Annotated in this window: 1 rRNA gene; it reads left to right on the forward strand. The window is 51.5% G+C overall.

Annotated elements, in window-relative coordinates:
- Positions 1–297, forward strand: a 23S ribosomal RNA gene (locus H6A27_RS14790); the annotation flags it as partial.

The following is a 297-nucleotide window of genomic DNA, read 5'->3' on the forward strand; positions in this document are numbered from 1 at the left end:
TATCGGTGAAGATGCCGATTACCCGCGATGGGACGAAAAGACCCCGTGAACCTTTACTATAGCTTAGCATTGAATTTGGGCACGCGATGTGTAGGATAGGTCGGAGGCATTGAATCGGGCACGCCAGTGTTCGTGGAGCCGCTGTTGAAATACGACCCTTCGTTTGTTTGAGTTCTAACTTCAGGAAAGAAGGACATTGCTTGGTGGGTAGTTTGACTGGGGTGGTCGCCTCCAAAAGCGTAACGGAGGCTTCTAAAGGTACCCTCAGGCCGATCGGTAACCGGCCCAAGAGTGTAA

This window comes from Bacteroides caecigallinarum (assembly GCF_016902295.1).
Lineage (GTDB): Bacteria > Bacteroidota > Bacteroidia > Bacteroidales > Bacteroidaceae > Phocaeicola > Phocaeicola caecigallinarum_A.